Below are 18340 nucleotides of genomic sequence, written 5' to 3'. Positions count from 1 at the left end.
GACCCGCGGGGCGGTAGTTCTACCGCCCGGAGCGACAGCCGACGCGAGGTGGCGAGGACAGGCAGTCGGTTATCGGTCGAGCGCCGAGATGGCCTCGGCGGCCTCGCGCGCGGCGGTTAGATACTCCGTCGCCCGCCGCGGGTCGTCGGTGGATTCGGCGCGTTCGGCGGCCCACGTCAGCGTCCGTACGAGCGACTCGCGCGCGGCGGTCACGTCGCCGGCGACCTCGCGGGGCGCGCGTCGCTCGGTGGCCTCCCGCTCGCCCGCGGTTCGCGTCCGAGTCGGTGCCGCGGCGCGCCCGTTCGCGCCGGTGGGGTCGCGGCGCGTCTCGTCGGCGGCCTCGGTGCTCCCCGCGGAGGCGGCCGTCTCGTTCGCGTTCGCCTCGGCTTCGGCTTCGCTTTCGTCGGCTTCGACGGCCGCTTCGGCGGCCTGCTCGGCGTCTTGGTCGGCGTTCGCCGCGGCCTGCCCCTCGGCCTGACAGGTCGGACAGAACACCTGTCCCTCGTAGCGGAACAAGGGGTCGCCGCAGTTGTCGCAGTGCTTGTTCGTCATCGTCGCTCCCTTGAGGAGCAACTCGCTCATCCGCTGGGTCGACCGGCGCTTCGTTTCGTCTCGCTCGTACTTCTCCCGAAGTCGCTGGCGCTCTGCTTCCTTGTCGAAGTCGCTCATGTGCGTGTGGACGCGACGTGCGTCGAAAAACCCCACGGCGTCGTTCGACCGGTTTCGTCACCGGCGGTCTCACCGGCTCTCGCGCCCGAGTCCACCCCGTCGCTGTCGCCCGAAGTTCGACGACTGACGAATACGAAATCGACAGACTGCGGTTCGGTGCCCGTTCCGAAACGTTTACTCGGAATCCACAGCGTCGTTAATGTGGCATGACGAAAGTTAGCGTGATTGGTGCGGCCGGCACGGTCGGTGCCGCGGCTGGGTACAACCTCGCGCTTCGCGATGTCTGTGACGAACTCGTGTTCGTCGACATCCCGAAGATGGAAGACAAGACGGTCGGACAGGCGGCGGACACGAACCACGGCATCGCGTACGACTCCAACACGGTCGTGACGCAGGGCGACTACGAGGACACCGCCGGCTCCGACGTGGTCGTCATCACGGCGGGCATCCCGCGGCAGCCGGGACAGACCCGTATCGACCTCGCGGGCGACAACGCCCCCATCATGGACGATATCGGCTCCTCGCTCGCGGAGCACAACGACGACTTCGTCTCCATCACCACGTCGAACCCCGTGGACCTGCTCAACCGTCACCTCTACGAGACGGGCGACCGCGACCGCCACAAAGTCATCGGCTTCGGCGGCCGCCTCGACTCCGCCCGCTTCCGCTACGTGCTGAGCCAGCGCTTCGACGTGCCGGTCAAGAACGTCGACGCGACCATCCTCGGTGAGCACGGCGACGCACAGGTGCCGGTCTTCTCGAAGGTCCGCGTCGACGGCAACGACCCCGCCTTCTCCGCCGACGAGAAAGAGGAGATTCTCGGCGACCTCCAGGAGTCCGCCATGGACGTCATCGAGCGCAAGGGCGCGACCCAGTGGGGCCCGGCGACCGGCGTCGCCCACATGGTCGAGGCCGTCCTGCACGACACCGGCGAAGTGCTCCCCGGCTCGCTCGTCCTCGACGGCGAGTTCGGCTACGAGGACACGGCCTTCGGCGTCCCCGTCAAGCTCGGCTCGAACGGCATCGAAGAGGTCGTCGAATGGGACCTCGACGACTACGAGGCCGACCTCATGGACGACGCGGCCGAGAAGCTCCGCGACCAGTACGACGAAATCGCGTAAGCCGCTCCGGCTCGCTCGCGCGACGAATCCAATCCGTCTTTTTCACCCGAGTATCTGACGCCGCTCAGAGCCGCCGCTTCAGTTCGTCGGCCGTCTTCTCGCCGACGCCGGGCACGTCGGTCAGGTCCTCGACAGACGCCTCGCGCACGCCCTCGACGCTGCCGAACCGCGTCAGCAGCGCCCGGCGGGTCTTCTCACCGACGCCGGGCACGTCGTCGAGGACGGTCTTCACCTCGTCTCGGAGCGTCTGGTGGTACTGGACGGCGAAGCGGTGGGCCTCGTCGCGGACCCGCTGGAGGACGTGCAGGTGCGGCGCGTCGTCCGGCCAGTCGAAGGTTCGGTCGGGCGTGACGACCAGTTCGCGGTCCTTGGCGATGCCGACGGCGGGCACGTCCCAGCCCGTCTCGTCGAGGGCGTCGAGCGCGGCGTTCAACTGGCCCTTGCCGCCGTCGATGAGGAGCACGTCGGGGTCGGGGCGGTCGTCGCGGCCCTCCAGCGCGCGGGTCGCCCGCCAGCGGACGAGTTCGCGCATGTTCGCGTAGTCGTCGTTGCGCTCGGGGAGTCGCCGCCGGCGGTAGTCCGCGGTCTCGGCGCTCCCGTCGACGAAGCACACGTCGCTGCCGACGACGGCCTTGCCCTGCGCGTGGCTCACGTCGAACCCCTCGATGCGGGCGACGCGGCGCACGTCGAGGTCGAGTTCGCGGGCGAGCGTTGCGAGGCCGTCGTCGCGGCCGGCGCGCCGGCGGGCGTTCTTCAGCGCGAGTTCGACCAGTTTCGCCTCGCGGCCCGCGCCGGGGACGCGGACGCCCACGCCCTCCGATTCGAGCCACGCGACCACGTCCTCGTCGTCGGGGTGCTCCGAGAGGACGACCGCGTCGGGGAGGTCGCGCTCGGCGTAGAACTGCGCGAGGAACGCCGAGAGGACGGCGGCCGTGCGGTCTTCGCCCTCGGGCGCGTCGAGGTGGTGGCGGGTCCGGTCCACCAGTTGACCGCGCTCGGCGTGGAGTCTGGCGACCGTCGCCGAGTCGCCGCGGAGCGAGACGCCGAGCACGTCGATGGCGCGCTCGTCGGACTGCGACGAGACGGCGTCCTCGCCCGCGCCGTGGAACGACTCGACGGCCTCCAGTCGGTCGCGGAGGTTGGCGGCGCGCTCGAACTCCGCGTCCTGCGCGGCCGCCTCCATCTCCCGTCGGAGCGGGTCCGCGAGGACGCCCGTCTCGCCCTCGAAGAATCGAACCGCCGATTCCACGTCCTCGCGGTAGTCGCGCTCCGCGATTTCGCCGGTACAGGGGGCGGTACACAGGCCCATCTCGTAGTCGAGACACGGCCGCGAGCGGTTCGAATACTTGTGGTCAGAACAGCCGCGGAGGCCGTAGGTCTCTCGAATCGCCTTCACGACCGTCTCGACGCGGCCCTTGTCGGTGTACGGCCCGAAGACGGTCGCGGAGTCCTCGGGGTCGCGGGTGACCTCGATGCGCGGGACCGCGTGGGCCGTCAGTTGGACGAGCGGGTAGGATTTGTCGTCTTTCAGGCGGACGTTGTAGCGCGGTTGGTGGCGCTTGATGAGGTTGGCTTCGAGGAGCAGCGCCTGCGTCTCAGTGTCGGTAACGGCGAAGTCGATCTGTTCCGCGCGGGCGACCATCCGGGAGATGCGCTCCGAGCGCGGGTCCGCGTACGACCGGACTCGCGCGCGGATGTCGACCGCCTTCCCGACGTACAGCACCGCGTCGCCGGCGACGAACTGGTAGACGCCGGGGTCCGACGGCAGCGCGCTGGCTCGTTCGCTGACCGCGGCAGGGTCCATCTGGGGTGGCTTACCGCGCGAGGGGCTTGAGGTTGACGCGTCGGGCGCACCGCCCTCCAGCGGCCACCCAATTATCTCATTTGATACTGTCCTCGAAAGATACTCCTGTGATGCCCTGAAACGAAGTCGATAATGTCACTTGGTATACTCTCACGCGTCCGCTCGTGGTTCGGTGAGGAGACGCCGTTACCGGACGGCGGAATCGCCGCCGGTTCCGCCACCGACGCGCCGGACCTGAACGTCGACGACGACGTACTGCTCGACGGCGTCGGGCTTCCGGCGTTCGTCCTCGACGAACAGGGTCGCATCGCGGCGTGGAACGCCGGCGTGGAGTCGTTGACCGGCACGTCCGCGGCCGACGCGCTCGGCCGGCGCGACCTCGGTGAGACGTTCTACGGCAACGCCGCGGCCCGGGTGCTCGCGGGGCAGGTCCTCGACAACCCCCGCGACGCCGCGTCGCTCGACGGCGTGGAACTCGACGACCCCGACCGGCTGCTGTACGCCGCGGAGGAGACGTTCGCGGACGCGAACGGCGACGACTGTCACGCCCGGCACACCGCGATGCCGCTGTACGAGGGCGACGAGCTCGTCGGCGTCCTCCAGACCGTCCGCAACCGGACGACCGAGGTCGAGCGCCACCGCGAGGTCGCCGCGCTCGTCTCCGAGGTCGAATCGACGCTGACCCAGTTGAGCCAAGGGAACCTCGACGCGCGGGCGACGATAGACGACAGCGGGGCCGTCGACGACCAACTCTATCTCGTCGTCGACGCGGTCAACGAGACGGCGCGGAACCTCTCGACGCTCGCGTCGAACGTCGAAGACGAGACCGAGACGGCGACCGCGGCGGTGACGCGGGCGGCGTCGGCGGCCGACGCCATCGTCGAGAACGTCGACGAACAGCGCGACCTCCTCGACGAGGGCGCGACCCAGATGCAGCAGTTCAGCGCGACGATGGAGGAGGTTGCCGCCACCGCCGACGAGGTCGACACGGCGGCCACGGAGGCGCGGGAGGCGACCGCCGAGGGCCGCGAGGCCAACAGCGAGGCGCGGGAGGCCACGGAGAGCGTCGTCACGATGGGCGACGAACTCGTCGACCGCGTGACCGAACTCGGCGGCCGCATGGACGACATCGAGGCGGTCGTCGAGGTCATCTCCGAGGTGGCCGAACAGACGAATCTGCTCGCGCTCAACGCCAACATCGAGGCCGCCCGCGCGGGCGAGGACGGCGACGGGTTCGCCGTCGTCGCGGAGGAGGTGAAGTCGCTCGCCGACGAGACGCGCCAGCACACCGAAGACATCACCGCGCAGATAGAGAACATCCAGTCGCAGACCGACGAAGCGGTCCACGCGGCGACGGAGTCCAACGACCGTATCGAACACGCCGACGAGCGCATCTCCGAGATGCTGGCGGCGTTCGAGGAAATCGCCGCCTCCATCGACACCGCCGCGGACGGCGTCGCGGAGGTCTCCCGCGCGACCGACGAGCAGGCCGAGGCGGTCGAGGAGCTGACCGCGACCATCGAGGACGTGCGCGACCGGACCGTCGAGACCGAGGGCGCGGTCGACAGCATCGTCGCGGCGACCGACGAGAGCACGCAGGCGCTGTCGGCGCTCGCCATGGAAGTCGAGGAGCTGACCGGGAGCCGGTCCGCCTGACGTGAGTCGGACACGCGTCCGCGTCAGGCGACGCCGGCGAGGAGGTTCCCGACCGCGTAGGCGACCGTGGCGGCCGCCATTCCGACGACGAACATCTCGACGCCGTTAGCGAGCCACGAGCGGTTCGTCACGAGGCTCCGACTCGCGCCGACGGCGAAGAACGCCGCGGCGGTGACGGCGATGGAGACGGGAAACAGCGGTTCGACCCGGAGCACGTACGGGAACAGCGGGGCCCATCCGGCGACGATGAAGGCGGCGAACGTCGCGGCGGCGGTCCTGACGGGCGTCTTCCCGTCGGTTCGGACGTGCCCGTCGCCGCGGGCGTCGTGGTAGTCCTCTTCCGAACGCTCTGAGAGGTAGTTGCTCATGCCCATCGAGAAGCCGTCGGCGAACAGGTTGGCGAACCCGAGGACGATGACGATGCTCGGGCTCAGCGACGCGCCCGCGACGCCGGCGACGACGGCGAACGTCGTGACGATGCCGTCGTTCGCGCCGTAGATGAGTTCCGGGAGGTACCGGCCCGACGACTCCACGTCGTCCCCGAGCAGCGTCTCCAACATGCCGGAATCGTACGCTTGCGGAGCGAATAAACGATAGGGGGACTCCGGGCGCGGCACGCCCCGCGATGCGATGCCGGCACGCGTAAGGGAACCCCGGCCGAACCACGGCCCATGAGCGACGACGACACGACGCGGCTCTGGTTGGTCGAGCGGTCCTACGACGACCGCGACCTCATCATCCTCATCTACGCGACGCCCGACGGCGAGTACGAACTCCGGAAGGAGCTCGCCGCGGCCGTGATGCACCAGCGCCGGATGACCGTGACCGCCGCCATCGACGCGCCGACGGGGAATCTCGAACCCGTGGATGACGACGACCTGCGCGAGCGGTACGCGGCGGAGGCGACGAAGATGGCCGACTCCCACGAACCCGGCGACGAGGTCTGACGCTCAAACGGCGGCGAACTGCGCCCCCGACGGCCCCCGGTTTCCGCCCGCAGCGTTATCGGCCGTGATTTCCGCACCTAAAACACTTTAAGGCAGTGCGACGCAGGCCCGCCCATGGCCGCCATCGAACTAAACGGGGTGACGAAACGGTTCGAAGACGACGAGGGACTGTTCGATACCCTCCTCCCATCGTCCGAACCCGACACCGTCACCGCCGTCGACGACCTCTCGTTCTCCGTCGCGGAGGGGGAGGTCTTCGGGTTCCTCGGTCCCAACGGTGCTGGAAAATCGACGACGATCAACATGCTTCTCGACTTCGTGCGTCCGACGAGCGGGTCCGTCCGCGTGCTCGGACACGACGCGCAGGCCGAGAGCGTGGCCGTCCGTCGTCGGACCGGCGTACTCCCCGAGGGCTACGAGGTGTACGACCGGCTCACCGGGCGCGAACACGTCGAATTCGCCATCGAGTCCAAGGAAGCCGACGACGACCCCGACGAACTGCTCTCCCGCGTCGGCTTAACCCCCGACGAGGCCGACCGCCGCGCCGGCGGCTACTCCAAAGGGATGTCCCAGCGCCTCGCGCTCGCGATGGCGCTCGCCGGCAGTCCCGACCTCCTCGTCCTCGACGAGCCCTCCTCCGGTCTCGACCCCGCCGGCGCGCGCGAGATGCGCGACATCGTCCGCACCGAGGCCGACCGCGGCGCGACGGTGTTCTTCTCCAGTCACGTCCTCGCGCAGGTCGAAGCGGTCTGTGACCGCGTCGGCATCATGCGCGACGGCGAACTCATCGCCGAGGACACCATCGAGGGCCTCCGCGACCGCGTCGACGCCGAGGCGGTGCTCCGAATCGACGTCGACGGCGACGCCGACCTCGACGCGGTCCGCGCGCTCGACGGCGTCTCGTCGGTCGAATCGGACGGCGGTCGCCTCGTCGTCGGCTGTACCGACGACGCCAAGACCCGCGTCATCGAGGCCGTCGAGGCCGGCGGTGCGACCGTCGCAGACTTCGAGACCGACTCGGCGTCGCTGGAGGACATCTTCCTCGCGTACACCGAGGGCGACGACCCGGCCGACGAACCGGAGGTGGCGGCGTGACGCTCGAATCCGTCGCGCGCAAGGACTTCCGCGACGCTCTCCGGTCGCGGTGGCTCCTCGGGCTGACGCTGTTTTTCGCCCTCCTCATCGGCGGGTCGACGGCGCTGTTCTACGGCGTCCTGCTCTCGGGCGCGGGCGCGAACTCCGAGACGCTGTTCGGTCTCACGACCGCTCCGGGCGGGCTGTTCAACTTCTCGTACGCGGGCATGCTCGGGTTCGTCCTCGCGCTCATCGCGCTCGTGACGGCCCACGGCTCGCTCATCGACGAGCGCGAGTCGGGCACCATCAAGCTCCTGCTGTCGCTGCCGAACTCCCGGCGCGACGTGGTGTTCGGAAAGCTCGTCGGCCGCACGCTCGTCGTCCTCGTCTCGATGCTCGTCGGCTTCGTCGTCGCCCTCTTCGCGATGCTGTTCACCGGCGGGCAAGTCATGTTCGTCTCCTACGCCGGGCAGGTCGCCCTCTCGGGACTGCTCGCCACGGCGTTCGTCTCCATCGGCGTCTGGCTCTCCGCGACCTCGGCCTCCCAGCGGCAGGCGCTGTTCGGCACCGTCGGACTGTACTTCATCTTCGCCGTCCTCTGGTCGACGGTCGCCACGGGCGTCCCGCGGCTCGTCAACTGGGTCATCGAACAACTCGGTCTCACCGCGCTGACCGCGCCGCAAATCGTCCAGATGCGGCTTTTCATCAAGTACCTGAACCCGCTTCGGGCCTACGAGACGCTGGTCGCGGAGCTGTACGGACCCGCGGTCGCCGCCCGCCTGTTCAAGGCTGGCCTCGCCGAGCGACTCGCCATCGAATCGACGTTCTCGCAGTCGCTGCCGTTCTACTTCACCGGGCCGTTCATCCTCGCCATCCTCATCGCGTGGATTGTCGTCCCGCCGCTGCTCGGCTACCGGGCGTTCGAGAAGGCCGACCTCTGAGGCCGACGTACCGAGCCTGAGGCGGTCGCCTCAGCGCCCGTCTCAGCGAACCGATTGACCGTTCTATTCCGGCGGATACGCCACGCCGCGCTCCGCGAGCAGGTCCTCGAACTCGGCTTCCGCGAGCGTCGGCACGTCGTTCGCCTCGGCGTCGTCGCGCTTCGACCGGCCGGGGTTCTCCCCGACGACGAGGTAGTCGGTGTTGCCCGAGACGGACCCCGTGACGTTGCCGCCGTGCGATTCGACGAGTTCTTTCACGTCACCTCTGCTCGCGGCGAGCGTCCCGGTCACGACGAACGTCAGGCCGTCGAGTTCGTCGCCGCCGGATTCGACGGGTTCGGGGTCGACGCCGCGGTCGAGGAGCGCGCGAATCACGGCGCGGTTGTCCGCGTTCTCGAAGAAGTCGCGGACGCGACGCGCCACCGTCTCGCCCACGTCGGGCACGGTCGTCAGGCGTTCTTCGAACGCGTCGAACTCGCCGTCCTCGGCATCGGCCTCGATGGGGAACGCCTCGATTGCCCCGAACTCGCGGGCGAGGCCGCGGGCGGTCGCCTCGCCCACCTCGGGGATGCTCAGGCCGACGAGGAACGAGTCGAGCGACGGCTGCTTGGCGTTCTCGACGGCGGCCACGAGGTTCTCGGCGCTCGTCTCGCCCCACCCCTCCAACCCGGCGAGGTCGTCGGTCGTCAGGTCGTAGAGGTCCGCGACCGTCTCGACGAGGCCGGCGTCGACGAGTTGGGCGACGCGCTCCTCGCCGAGGCCGTCGATGTCCATCGCGCCCTTGACCGCGAAGTGGCCGATAGAGGCCTCCCGCTGGGCCGGACACGACAGCCCGCCCGAGCAGAACGCAAGCGGGCCGTCGCGGTCCACGGCGCTCCCGCAGACGGGGCACTCGTCGGGGAACTCGTAGCTCCCGCCGCCGTCTTCGGTGACTTCGACCACCTGCGGAATCACGTCGCCGGCGCGCTTGACGCGGACGCGGTCACCGACTGTGACGCCGAGGGCGGCTCTCTCGTCGGGATTGTGGAGCGTCGCCCGCGAGACGGTGACGCCGCCCACGTCCACGGGGTCGAGGATGGCGACCGGCGTGAGTCGGCCCGTCCGCCCGACCTGCACGACGATGTCGCGGACGGTCGTCACCTCGTGGCGCGCGGGGAACTTGTAGGCGAACGCCCAGCGGACGGAGCGGCTCTTTTCGCCCAACTCTTCGCGGGCCTCCCGCGAGTCCACCTTGATGACCGTGCCGTCGATTTCGTAGTCGAGGTCGTCGCGGGCCGCCTGCATCCGGTCGCGGTAGTCGATGGCCCCCTCAACGTCCGCGGCGCGCTCGATGCGGTCGGTGACGCGGAGACCCCACTCGCGCAGGCGGTCGAGGGCGGCCCACTGGCTGTCGGGTCGCGCGCTCGCGTCGAGGATATCGTAGAAGAACACCGCGAGCGGGCGGTCGGCGACGACCGAGGGGTCGAGGTTGCGGAGCGTCCCGGCGGCCGCGTTCCGGGGGTTGGCGAAGGCGTCCTCGCCGGCCTCGACGCGCCGGGCGTTGAGGTCGCTGAAGTCGGACTTCGGCATGTAAATCTCGCCGCGGACGGCGAGTCGGTCGGGGTGGTCGCCGCGGAGGGAGAGGGGAACGGTCGGAATCGTCTTCACCTGCGCGCTCACGTCGTCGCCGCGGCGGCCGTCGCCGCGGGTGGCCGCGCGGACGAACTCCCCGTCCTCGTAGACGACTTCGACCGAGAGGCCGTCGAACTTGGGTTCGCAGACGTAGTCGACCGCGCCGACCTCGCGGCGGACGCGCTCGTCGAACTCCCGGAGGTCGGCGGCCTCGGTGCTCTGGTCGATAGAGAGCATGGGCGCGACGTGTTCGACCGTCTCCAGCGCGTCGATGGGCTCGCCGCCGACGCGGTTCGTCGGGCTGTTGGTCGTGTCGAGGTCGAACGCGCCTTCGAGCGCGACCAGCCGGGAGAACAGCGCGTCGTAGGCCGCGTCGGAGACGAGCGGGTCGGCCGCGACGTAGTAGCGGTGGTCGTGCTCGCGGACGGCTTCGCGGAGGAGCGCGGCCTGCTCCTCGGCCGCCTCGCGCGAGAGCGACTCGGCGGGCTCGAACTCGGTCGGCGGGTCGCGGAGATAGGGGTTCGACTCGGCGTCGACGTCGGCGTCGCTCATTGGTTCGGGTGTCGGCCGGACGGCGGGTAAACGCTCCGGGGTGGCGGCGGCGCGGGCCGACGCGACCGGCGGCGACGACCTCCGCCCGAACCGACCCGCGTCACGCGAACAGGTAGGCGACCCCGAGCGCGGACACGAAGACGCCGACGAACCGCGTGAGCGTCACGTTCCACTCGGCGGGTTCGACCTCGTCTTTCGGGGTCTTGCTCCCGATGGCGTCGACCCGCTCGCCGAGTTTCGACACGCGGTAGGGGAACGCCGCCGCCGGGAGACCGACGGCGAGAAAGACGGCGGCGACGAGGAGGGAGTCTCCGGCCATGGAACCGGGTCCACGGCCTCGGAGAATAAGCGTGTTGGCGACGGTCGAAGCGCGTTGGGGCTCCCTGCCGCGGACGCGACCCGCGCGACGCTCACCTGCGGTTCACGACCATCTCGACCGACCCCTCGGGCCGGAGGGTAATCGAGGGGTCGAACGACAGGTCGTGGGTCGGGTCGACCGTCCACGACCGGGCAATCGTCGCCAGCGCGAGGCGCGCTTCCAGCATGGCGAAGCGGTCGCCGATACACCGCCGCGGGCCGCCGCCGAACGGGAAGTAGGCGTACTTCGGGAGGTCGCGTTCGAAGTCCTTCGTCCACCGACTCGGCCGGAAGTCGAGGGGGTCGTCGTAGAACCGCGGGTCGCGGTGGAGCACCCACTGCTGGACCGAGACGGTCTGACCGGGTTCGACGCGGTAGCCGCCGACGGTGTCGGGTTCGGCGGCCTCGCGGATGAGTTCCCACACCGGCGGGTAGACGCGCATCCCCTCCTTGATGACCTGCTCGGTGTAGATCAGGTCGTCGAGGTCGCCGAAGCCGGGCCGGTCGCCGCCGAGGACGGCGTCGAGTTCCTCGCGGAGCGTCGCCGCCTGCTCGGGGTTCGTCCCGAGGAGGTGGAGCGTGTAGGTGAGCGCCAGCGCGGTCGTCTCGTGGCCGGCGAGGAGGATGGTCACGAGTTCGTCGCGTATCTGCTCGTCCGGCAGGGGTTCGCCGTCGTCGTCGCGGAACGTCAACAGGAGCGAGACGATGTCGTTGGCCTCGGGGTCGGGGTCGTCCTCGCGGTGTTCGGTCACGATGCGGCCGACGACCTCGGTGAGGTCGTCCAGCGCTTGCTGGTACCGGCGGTTGCGCGGGGTGGGGACCCACCGGGGCACGTCTACCGGGCGCTTCATCGAGGTGGACGAGTAGTCCATGACGGTTTCGAGGGCGTCGCCGACGGCGGACTCCTCCTCGCGGATATCCACGTCGAACAGCGTCTTCGCGGCGATTTCGACGGTGAGGCCCATCATGTCCTCGTGGATGTCGCGCGTCTCGCCGTCCGCCCACGACGACAGCATGCGCTCCGTGTACTCGACCATCACCTCGCTGTACCGCTGGAGCATCTGCGGGAGGAACGCCGGTTGCATCAGGTGGCGCTGTTGTCGCCAGAACTCGCCCTCGCTCGTGAGCAGGCCGTCGCCGAGGACCGTCCCGAGCGACTCCTGAAACAGTTCGCCTTTGATATACCGCTGGTTCTCCTGCACGAGGACGTGTTCGACGAGTTCGGGGTCGCTCAGCTGGTAAAACGAGATGCCGCCGATGTCGTACTCGGCGACCGGGCCGTACTCGCGGGCGACCTCGGTGACGAACGCGAGCGGGTCGTCCGCGTACCGGAGGGTGTGGTGAACCACGGGCTTCGACGGGGGACTCGGCGGTCGTTCTCGACTGCCTTGCGTGGCTTCTGACATGGCTGAAACTACGGGCGGAACCGGGATGGCGCTACTGCCGATGCCCGCCGGCCATTTATATAGTGGCCCATCAAGTCGGTGATTCGACGCCGGCGGGGGTCAGCCGAGGCGGTTCATCACGCGCGATTCGACCTTCCGAAGGTGTTCCGAGACGGTGCTCTGCGAGCAGTCGAGTTCGGCGGCGAGTTCCTCGACCGACACCCGCCGCGGGATGTCGTAGTAGCCGCGCTCGACGGCGGCGTCGAGCACTTCGCGCTGGCGGGCGGTGAGGGCCGCGCGGACGCCGCCGCGGACCGGTTCGTAGTCCGAGAGGCCGTCGACGCAGAACGCGTCGGTGAGCGAGTCGGGAAGCGACGCGACCGCGCCCGTGAGTTGCGCGTGGCTCCCGAGGACGTTGACGACGACGCCATCGCGGGTGAGTCGAATCGGCGTGTCGAGAAGCAGGTCGTGTTCGTCCACGAGTTCGAGGAGGCGGCGCACGTCGTCGTCGGGGACGAGGTGGACGTGGCAGACGACGCCGCCGTCGGCCGTCTCGCCCGCGTCGAAATCGACGATATCGGGGTGGTCGGCCAGCCGCGCCTCGATGTCCGGCGGCGCGTCTTCGAGGACGCAGAGTTCGACCACGGTCCCGTCGGGCCGGAGCCGCAGGTCGCGAAGCTCCCCGCACGGGTGGCGGCCGTCGACCGCGAACACGTCGTACGGGCTCCCGAACGGGTTCTCGTCGGCGTCGAAGTGAGCCCGGAGACACTTCATGGGTTATCTCTCCCCTCGCGCCGCCGAGGTATGCAAGTTACTCTCCGACGCTGACCGCCTCGTTATCCCCGCGCTCCTCTCCGGACCGGCCGCCGCGCCCCGGCCGCAACCACGGGCAACGCTTGCCGTAACTGACGGTTATTCCTCTGTCCAAGATTATGCACCTCATACATGAACCGAGGTTTTCGCACGCTCGGCCTCCACGCCGGACAGGAGCCGGACCCGGCGACAGGGGCCCGCGCCCCGCCACTCTATCAGACCACGTCGTACGTCTTCGACGACGCGGACCACGCCGCAGACCTGTACGCACTCGAAGCCGACGGCGACGTCTACTCCCGCATCTCCAACCCGACGACTCGCATCCTCGAACGCCGCCTCGCCGCCCTCGAAGCGGGCGTCGACGCGGTCGCTACCGCCTCGGGCATGGGCGCGCTCGACGCGCTCACGACCGTCCTCGCGTCGGTCGGCGACAACGTCGTCCTCTCCGAGGACATGTACGGCGGCACGGCCTCGTACTTCTCGAAGACCGCCGTCAGGCGCGGCATCGAATCCCGAACCGTCGAGACGCTCGACATCGAGGCCTACGAGGACGCCATCGACGACGACACCGCCTTCGTCCACGTCGAGACGGTGGCGAACCCCTCGCTGAAGACGCCCGATTTCGAGGCCATCGCTGAGGTCGCCCACGAGAACCGCGTCCCGCTCGTCGTGGACAACACGTTCGCCACGCCCGCGCTCTGTCGGCCCATCGAACACGGCGCTGACATCGTCTGGGAGTCCACGACGAAGTGGCTTCACGGCTCCGGCACGACCGTCGGGGGCGTCGTCGTCGACGGCGGTACCTTCCCGTGGGACGCGGCCGACTACGACGAACTTTCCGGCGAGAACCCCGCGTTCGGCGTCGACTTCGTCGAGCGATTCGGTGAGCGCGCCTTCGCCGAGGCCGTCCGCCAGCGCGCCGTCAGGAGCACCGGCAGTTGTCAGTCGCCGTTCGACGCGTGGCAGACCCTCCAGGGCGTCGAGACGCTCGCGCTCCGGATGCGCGCCCACTGCGACAACGCCCGCCGCGTCGCCGAGTTCCTCCGCGACCGCGACGGCGTCGCGTGGGTCACCTACCCCGGCTTCGAGGACCACGAAACCCACGACCTCGCCTCGGAGTACTTGCAGGGCGGCTACGCCGGCATGGTCACGTTCGGTCTCGACGGCGAGGACGACGAGGCGGCCTACGGGGCCGCCAAGACCGTCTGCGAGTCGGTCGACCTCGTGAGCTTCCTCGCCAACATCGGCGACGCGAAGTCGCTTCTCATCCATCCCGCGTCGACCACGCACGCCCAGCTCTCGATGGACGAACAGCGCGCCGCGGGCGTCGCCCCCGATATGCTCCGGCTGTCGGTCGGCATCGAGGACGCCGACGACATCATCGACGACCTCGACCGGGCAATCGAACACGCCTTGCGTCAGCAGGCCGACGGGAACTCGGAGGATAAATGAGCCGCACACGAACCACGCCCGGCCGCCGGGTCGAATCAGACGTCGTCGACATCGGGGAACACGAGTTCGAGTCGGGCGAGATACTGCCCGACCTGAAAGTCGCCTACGAGGCCTACGGCGAGTTCGACGGACAGAACGCGGTCCTCGTCTGCCACGGCCTCACCGGGAGCCAGCACGTCGCCGGCCACGGCACGGAGTCGGGCGTCTCCGGGCAGGCCCGCGCGTGGTGGGGCGACATCGTCGGGCCGGGCAAGGCCATCGACACCAACGACTACTACGTCATCTGCGTGAACGTTCCGGGGTCGTGTTACGGCACGAGCGGCCCGGCAAGCGAGGGGCCGGACGGCGAGCCGTGGGGCACGGACTTCCCGCCGGTCACCGTCCACGACTGGACCCGCGCCCAGCGCCGCTTGCTTGACCACCTCGGCGTCGGTCGCCTGCACGCCGTCGTCGGCGGCTCCGTCGGCGGCATGAACGCCCTCGACTGGGCCGTGCAGTTCCCCGACGACGTGGAGCGCCTCGCCGTCGTCGCCTCCGCGGCCCGCCTCGATTCGCAGTGTCTCGGCATCGACGCCGTCGCCCGCCGCGCCATCACCTCCGACCCGAACTGGAACGGCGGCGACTACTACGGCGAAGAGCGCCCCTCGCCCGACGCGGGCCTCGGCCTCGCCCGCCAACTCGGCCACCTGATGTATCTCTCGAAGGACTCGATGGAGCGCAAGTTCGGCCGGCGCTCCGCGGGTCGCGGCGAGCGCGGCGACGCCTTCCCGTCGGACCCCGCGGCGTCCTTCTTCCCGTACCGCGAGGTCGAATCCTACCTCGACTATCAGGCCGAGAAGTTCGCAGAGCGCTTCGACGCCAACGCGTACCTGTACCTCACGCGCGCCATGGACGACTTCGACCTCTCGGAGGGCTACGAGTCCGACGCGGCCGCGCTCGCCGCCTTCGAGGGCGAATCGCTTCTCGTCTCCTTCACCGGCGACTGGCATTTCACGACCGAGCAGTCGGAGTCGCTGGCGGGCGCGTTCCGCCGCGGCGACGTACCGGTCGCCCACCACGTCGTCGAGTCCGACCACGGCCACGACGCGTTCCTCGTCGAACCCGAGAAGGTCGGACCGCCGCTCGCTGACTTCGTCGACGAGGGCGTCGCGGGGCGCGCCGTGACCGACACCGCGCCCGACGGCGGAGAATCCGACGAGGACGAGGACTTCGCCCCGGTCCACTCCTCGCTGTTCTCGCGCTGAGCCGCGGGGCGACGCGGGGACGACCCTCGGTTCTCAGGGATTTCTTGTGGGTCGCTACCGTGTCGCAGAACCCGGCGGGAATTGCGACCGACGCCGTGCTTTAGCCCCGTCCGGGCCGACGTTCGGGTCATGACCGACGACGACAGCCCGGGCTTCCACACGCGGAGCCTCCACGCCGGACAGAGCCCCGACGACGCGACGGGCGCGCGCGCCCCGCCGCTGTACCAGACCACCTCGTACGTCTTCGACGACGCCGCCGACGCGGCCGCGCAGTTCGCCCTCGAAAAGCCGGGCCACATCTACTCGCGGCTGATGAACCCGACTGTCGGGATGTTACAGGAGCGCCTCGCCTCGCTCGAAGGCGGCGTGGGCGCGGTCGCCACGTCGTCCGGGATGGCCGCGTTCGACCTCGCGACCTTCCTGCTCGCCTCGGCCGGCGACAACATCGTCTCCGCGTCGTCGCTGTACGGCGGGACCTACACCTACCTCACCCACACCGTCGAGCGCCGCGGCGTCACGACCCGGTTCGTGGACACCCTCGACGTGGACGCCTACGAGGCGGCCATCGACGACGACACCGCGTTCGTCCACCTCGAAACCATCGGCAACCCGGCGCTCGTGACGCCCGACATCGAGGCCATCGCGGAGGTCGCCCACGACCACGGGACGCCGCTGTTCGTCGACAACACGTTCGCGACGCCCTACCTCTGCAACCCCATCGAACACGGCGCTGACCTCGTCTGGGAGTCGACGACGAAGTGGATTCACGGGGCCGGCACGACCATCGGCGGCATCCTCGTCGACGGCGGCAGCTTCCCGTGGGACGAGTACGCCGACGACTACCCCGAAATCGCCAAGCCGAACCCGGCGTACCACGGCGTCAACTTCGACGAGACGTTCGGCCCCGCCGGCTTTACCTACGCCGCCATCGCCCGCGGCCTGCGCGACCTCGGCAACTCCCAGTCGCCGTTCGACGCGTGGCAGACGCTCGAAAAGCTCGAATCGCTCCCGCTTCGGATGCGCGCGCACTGCGAGAACGCGCAGTCCGTCGCGGAGTTCTTAGACGACCACGAGAAGGTGTCGTGGGTGAACTTCCCCGGCCTCGAATCCCACGAGACCCACGAGGAGGCGTCGAAGTACTTGGATGGCGGCTACGGCGGCATGATTACCTTCGGCCTCACTGACGGCTACGAGGCCGCCAAGGGAACCGTCAACAACGTCGAACTCGCGTCGCTTCTCGCCAACGTCGGCGACGCGAAGACGCTCGTCATCCACCCGGCGTCCACGACGCACCAGCAACTCACCGACGACGAGCAGGCCGCCGCGGGCGTCACGCCCGACATGGTCCGCCTGTCTGTCGGCATCGAGGACGTCGACGACATCATCGACGACCTCGACCAGGCGATTCGCGCCGCGTCGAACTGAGCGGGCTTCGGCGTCGCCCGAGCGACCGACCGCCGTTCCTTTTATTCCCGCGCCAGTAGGTATCTCCGTGGTAGAAGCACTCCTCTTCGTCGGTCTCCTGGTGGCAGTGTTCGTCGGGTTCAACATCGGCGGCTCGTCCACGGGGGTCGCGTTCGGCCCCGCGGTCGGGAGCGACGTGCTCGGGAAACTCGCCGCCGCGGCCCTGATGACCGGGTTCGCGCTCCTCGGTGGGTGGACCCTCGGTCGAGAGGTGGTCGCCAAGATGGGCGGCGAAATCGTCCCGCAAAGCGAGTTCACCCTCGCGGCGAGCGTCGCCGTCCTCTTTTTCGTCGGCCTCGCGCTCTTGGTCTCGAACACCTTCGGCGTCCCCGCCTCCACGTCGATGACGGCGGTCGGGGCCATCGCGGGTCTCGGCCTCGCCCACGGGTCGCTCGACGCCGGCGTGATGCTCGAAATCATCTCGTGGTGGATCGTCGCGCCCGTCATCGCCTTCTGGATATGCGCGGTCATCGGGAGGTACGTCTACCCTTACCTCGACGCGTGGCTCAAACTCGACCGCAGCCCCGGCGCGCTCGTCGCGCTCGACCGCGACGGCGGCTTCCCGCGGCCGCGACTCGGCCCGAACACGACCTACCGCGAGTTCGGCAGCACCGTCCTCGTCGTCGTCGTCGCCTGTTACATGGCGTTTTCCGCGGGCGCGTCGAACGTCGCCAACGCGGTCGCTCCGCTGGTCGGCAACGGCGCGCTCGAGATGAACACGGGCATCCTCGTCGCCGGCGGCGCTATCGGCCTCGGCGCGTTCACCATCGCCCGCCGGACGCTCGACACCGTCGGCAACGACCTCACGCAACTGCCCATCCTCGCGGCGCTCATCGTCGAGACGGTGAGCGCGTCGCTCATCTCCTTCCTTTCGGCTATCGGTATCCCCGCCAGCCTCGCCGTGAGCGCGACGATGTGTATCGTCGGCCTCGGCTGGGGTCGGGCGACTCGAACCGTCACGCTCGGTGAGGCCCTGAGCGGCGGCGAGTCCCCGCAGGTGTCGGTCAACGCGCTCACCGTCGAGCGAGAGGACGAGGTGCCGAAGATGGGCGAGGAAGCGCCGGACGAACTCTCCGCGCAGGACCTGTTCGACCCCGGCACGACCGGGCGCGTCATCTTCTTTTGGATGCTCACGCCCTCGCTTTCCGCTATCGCGTCGTACGCGTTGTTCTCCGCCGGCATTGTCTGACCCGTACACCCGCCGCACCTGTCATTCTACAACCATCACGGTCAAAAATGTAATAAACGGG

At 69.3% G+C, this 18340-nt stretch carries 16 protein-coding genes; 9 read left to right on the top strand and 7 right to left on the bottom strand.

Features of this window, described 5'->3' with window-relative positions; genetic code table 11:
• Nucleotides 1-69: 69 nt before the first annotated feature.
• Nucleotides 70-669 (bottom strand): Sjogren's syndrome/scleroderma autoantigen 1 family protein, encoded by a 600-nt coding sequence (locus tag ACSR87_RS07695; RefSeq protein ID WP_049897090.1) that lies wholly within the window; start codon nt 667-669, stop codon nt 70-72.
• Between the two features lie 206 nt (nt 670-875).
• Between ACSR87_RS07695 and mdh the strand changes: the two genes are divergently transcribed.
• Nucleotides 876-1790 carry a malate dehydrogenase gene (mdh, locus tag ACSR87_RS07690; protein ID WP_498530073.1) on the top strand — a complete coding sequence of 305 codons (915 nt, stop codon included), beginning with the start codon at nt 876-878 and terminating at the stop codon, nt 1788-1790.
• 64 nt (nt 1791-1854) lie between these two features.
• On the opposite strand, the gene ACSR87_RS07685 is transcribed toward mdh, so the two are convergent.
• Nucleotides 1855-3594, bottom strand: coding sequence for an excinuclease ABC subunit C (locus ACSR87_RS07685; protein ID WP_498530072.1), 1740 nt, complete (start codon nt 3592-3594; stop codon nt 1855-1857).
• 132 nt (nt 3595-3726) lie between these two features.
• Here ACSR87_RS07685 and ACSR87_RS07680 point away from each other — a divergent pair, with 132 nt between their 5' ends.
• Nucleotides 3727-5250 (top strand): methyl-accepting chemotaxis protein, encoded by a 1524-nt coding sequence (locus ACSR87_RS07680; protein ID WP_498530071.1) that lies wholly within the window; start codon nt 3727-3729, stop codon nt 5248-5250.
• Between the two features lie 23 nt (nt 5251-5273).
• On the opposite strand, the gene ACSR87_RS07675 is transcribed toward ACSR87_RS07680, so the two are convergent.
• Complete coding sequence (locus tag ACSR87_RS07675) at nt 5274-5810, bottom strand: VIT1/CCC1 transporter family protein (RefSeq protein ID WP_498530070.1); 537 nt, start codon at nt 5808-5810, stop codon at nt 5274-5276.
• Between the two features lie 111 nt (nt 5811-5921).
• On the opposite strand from ACSR87_RS07675, the gene ACSR87_RS07670 reads away from it, so the two are divergent.
• The 3 genes from ACSR87_RS07670 to ACSR87_RS07660 all read left to right on the top strand — a co-directional run bounded on the left by ACSR87_RS07670 (nt 5922) and on the right by ACSR87_RS07660 (nt 8212).
• Nucleotides 5922-6197, top strand: coding sequence for a DUF7967 family protein (locus ACSR87_RS07670; protein ID WP_498530069.1), 276 nt, complete (start codon nt 5922-5924; stop codon nt 6195-6197).
• Between the two features lie 114 nt (nt 6198-6311).
• Nucleotides 6312-7292 carry an ABC transporter ATP-binding protein gene (locus ACSR87_RS07665; RefSeq protein WP_498530068.1) on the top strand — a complete coding sequence of 327 codons (981 nt, stop codon included), beginning with the start codon at nt 6312-6314 and terminating at the stop codon, nt 7290-7292.
• Nucleotides 7289-8212, top strand: a complete 924-nt coding sequence (locus tag ACSR87_RS07660; protein WP_498530067.1) for an ABC transporter permease — start codon at nt 7289-7291, stop codon at nt 8210-8212. The genes ACSR87_RS07665 and ACSR87_RS07660 overlap by 4 nt, the downstream gene beginning before the upstream one ends.
• A 63-nt stretch (nt 8213-8275) precedes the next feature.
• Here the strand turns inward: ACSR87_RS07660 and ligA are convergent, their stop codons facing one another.
• The 4 genes from ligA to ACSR87_RS07640 form a co-directional block, all read right to left on the bottom strand.
• Nucleotides 8276-10375, bottom strand: coding sequence for an NAD-dependent DNA ligase LigA (gene ligA / locus ACSR87_RS07655; RefSeq protein ID WP_498530066.1), 2100 nt, complete (start codon nt 10373-10375; stop codon nt 8276-8278).
• Nucleotides 10376-10475: 100 nt separating this feature from the next.
• Entirely contained in the window at nt 10476-10694 is a 219-nt protein-coding gene (locus ACSR87_RS07650) for a DUF6199 family natural product biosynthesis protein (RefSeq protein ID WP_498530065.1), read from the bottom strand.
• A 91-nt stretch (nt 10695-10785) separates the two neighbouring features.
• Nucleotides 10786-12138, bottom strand: a complete 1353-nt coding sequence (locus tag ACSR87_RS07645; RefSeq protein WP_498530064.1) for a cytochrome P450 — start codon at nt 12136-12138, stop codon at nt 10786-10788.
• A 99-nt stretch (nt 12139-12237) separates the two neighbouring features.
• A complete protein-coding gene (locus ACSR87_RS07640) occupies nt 12238-12891 on the bottom strand; it encodes a helix-turn-helix domain-containing protein (RefSeq protein WP_498530063.1) in 654 nt (217 codons plus the stop codon).
• A 171-nt stretch (nt 12892-13062) separates the two neighbouring features.
• Here ACSR87_RS07640 and ACSR87_RS07635 point away from each other — a divergent pair, with 171 nt between their 5' ends.
• The 4 genes from ACSR87_RS07635 to ACSR87_RS07620 all read left to right on the top strand — a co-directional run bounded on the left by ACSR87_RS07635 (nt 13063) and on the right by ACSR87_RS07620 (nt 18279).
• Nucleotides 13063-14382 carry an O-acetylhomoserine aminocarboxypropyltransferase/cysteine synthase family protein gene (locus ACSR87_RS07635; RefSeq protein WP_498530062.1) on the top strand — a complete coding sequence of 440 codons (1320 nt, stop codon included), beginning with the start codon at nt 13063-13065 and terminating at the stop codon, nt 14380-14382.
• Entirely contained in the window at nt 14379-15626 is a 1248-nt protein-coding gene (gene metX / locus ACSR87_RS07630; protein ID WP_008576473.1) for a homoserine O-acetyltransferase MetX, read from the top strand. Before ACSR87_RS07635 ends, metX begins: the two co-directional genes overlap by 4 nt.
• Nucleotides 15627-15755: 129 nt before the next feature.
• A complete protein-coding gene (locus tag ACSR87_RS07625; RefSeq protein ID WP_498530061.1) occupies nt 15756-17051 on the top strand; it encodes an O-acetylhomoserine aminocarboxypropyltransferase/cysteine synthase family protein in 1296 nt (431 codons plus the stop codon).
• 106 nt (nt 17052-17157) lie between these two features.
• A complete protein-coding gene (locus ACSR87_RS07620; RefSeq protein ID WP_006600870.1) occupies nt 17158-18279 on the top strand; it encodes an inorganic phosphate transporter in 1122 nt (373 codons plus the stop codon).
• Nucleotides 18280-18340 lie beyond the last annotated feature (61 nt).

This window comes from Haloferax sp. SDI50 (assembly GCF_059802635.1).
This window is presented reverse-complemented; position numbering and strand designations above follow the sequence as displayed.

What these genes read in the sequence shown, in the direction of transcription:
- ACSR87_RS07665 (WP_498530068.1), top strand. Translation starts at nt 6,312, where the DNA reads ATGGCCGCCATCGAACTAAACGGGGTGACGAAACGGTTCGAAGACGAC.
- ligA (WP_498530066.1), bottom strand. Translation starts at nt 10,375, where the DNA reads ATGAGCGACGCCGACGTCGACGCCGAGTCGAACCCCTATCTCCGCGAC.
- metX (WP_008576473.1), top strand. Translation starts at nt 14,379, where the DNA reads ATGAGCCGCACACGAACCACGCCCGGCCGCCGGGTCGAATCAGACGTC.
- mdh (WP_498530073.1), top strand. Translation starts at nt 876, where the DNA reads ATGACGAAAGTTAGCGTGATTGGTGCGGCCGGCACGGTCGGTGCCGCG.
- ACSR87_RS07650 (WP_498530065.1), bottom strand. Translation starts at nt 10,694, where the DNA reads ATGGCCGGAGACTCCCTCCTCGTCGCCGCCGTCTTTCTCGCCGTCGGT.
- ACSR87_RS07695 (WP_049897090.1), bottom strand. Translation starts at nt 669, where the DNA reads ATGAGCGACTTCGACAAGGAAGCAGAGCGCCAGCGACTTCGGGAGAAG.
- ACSR87_RS07680 (WP_498530071.1), top strand. Translation starts at nt 3,727, where the DNA reads ATGTCACTTGGTATACTCTCACGCGTCCGCTCGTGGTTCGGTGAGGAG.
- ACSR87_RS07625 (WP_498530061.1), top strand. Translation starts at nt 15,756, where the DNA reads ATGACCGACGACGACAGCCCGGGCTTCCACACGCGGAGCCTCCACGCC.
- ACSR87_RS07670 (WP_498530069.1), top strand. Translation starts at nt 5,922, where the DNA reads ATGAGCGACGACGACACGACGCGGCTCTGGTTGGTCGAGCGGTCCTAC.
- ACSR87_RS07685 (WP_498530072.1), bottom strand. Translation starts at nt 3,594, where the DNA reads ATGGACCCTGCCGCGGTCAGCGAACGAGCCAGCGCGCTGCCGTCGGAC.
- ACSR87_RS07675 (WP_498530070.1), bottom strand. Translation starts at nt 5,810, where the DNA reads ATGTTGGAGACGCTGCTCGGGGACGACGTGGAGTCGTCGGGCCGGTAC.
- ACSR87_RS07635 (WP_498530062.1), top strand. Translation starts at nt 13,063, where the DNA reads ATGAACCGAGGTTTTCGCACGCTCGGCCTCCACGCCGGACAGGAGCCG.
- ACSR87_RS07640 (WP_498530063.1), bottom strand. Translation starts at nt 12,891, where the DNA reads ATGAAGTGTCTCCGGGCTCACTTCGACGCCGACGAGAACCCGTTCGGG.
- ACSR87_RS07645 (WP_498530064.1), bottom strand. Translation starts at nt 12,138, where the DNA reads ATGTCAGAAGCCACGCAAGGCAGTCGAGAACGACCGCCGAGTCCCCCG.